This is a genomic window from Pseudomonas sp. PGPR40, assembly GCF_022014505.1.
GTDB lineage: Bacteria > Pseudomonadota > Gammaproteobacteria > Pseudomonadales > Pseudomonadaceae > Aquipseudomonas.
Window position 1 is genome coordinate 1 of sequence record NZ_JAKLSP010000075.1, and the last position, 858, is coordinate 858.

General features: G+C 53.4%; 2 protein-coding genes. Both read right to left on the bottom strand.

Annotation, left to right across the window (positions count from 1 at the left end; translation table 11 throughout):
* Positions 1–387 (bottom strand): DDE-type integrase/transposase/recombinase (locus MEB48_RS29015; RefSeq protein ID WP_237887129.1); only part of this gene is annotated, 387 nt, incomplete at its 3' end.
* Positions 388–503: 116 nt separating this feature from the next.
* Positions 504–800, bottom strand: coding sequence for a transposase (locus MEB48_RS29020; protein ID WP_237887130.1), 297 nt, complete (start codon positions 798–800; stop codon positions 504–506).
* Positions 801–858 lie beyond the last annotated feature (58 nt).

Sequence of the window (858 nt, forward strand, 5' to 3'; positions counted from 1 at the left end):
CCGAAGCGCTTTGATAGATAGCTCGGTGTCGGCAGTTCTTGAGCAAGCCCATCCCACGATTCTGCGCGAAAACAGGTCCATCACCACCGCCAGATACAACCAGCTATCCCTTACTTTGATGTAGGTGATATCGCCTGCCCAGAGCGTGTCTGGCTGAGTTGGATTAAAGCGACGATCAAGAATATTCGGCGCAGTCACTGCAGGTTTGGTCGCTCGACGATAGTGGGCATAACGTGGCCGACGTCTTACCAAGCCGAGAGTCTTGATCAAGGTGCCCATTCGATAGCGCCCAACGCAAATGCCTGATTTTTTTAACTCCTTGGATAACCCTCGAGCACCGAGCGCCTCACGATGCTCTGCATGTAGCGCACGAATTTGGAGCTCCAAGGGGTGCTCGATAACACCAGGCGGCCCTGGCTTGCGCTTGGCGTAATAGCTACTGCGGGCCAAACCGAGGGCCAAACAGGCACGTCGAACCGACACTGTCCCTCTAACGCCATCAATCATTTGGTTCGACCGAACAGAACCTTCAGATGAGAGGGCAATTGCTTTTTTAATACTTGGTTCTCGGCTTCAAGCAGCGCCAATTTTGCCTGCAGCGACTCGATCAATGCCTGATCTTGTGGCCGGGTTGGCTGCAACATCCCCGCATGCTCCCGGCGCCAGCAAAGAACCCAGCGGCGCAGAGCTGTAGGGCCCACACCGATAGCCTCACAGGCTTTAGGTATGGAGTAATTCATTTCTACAACCAAGCGAATGGCTTCCGCTTTTTCCTCGGCGTTAACAACCCGATATCCCATGATGCTTCCTTAGATCGACACTCCTACATCATGGTCCAAAAACATTGAGCCACAACAG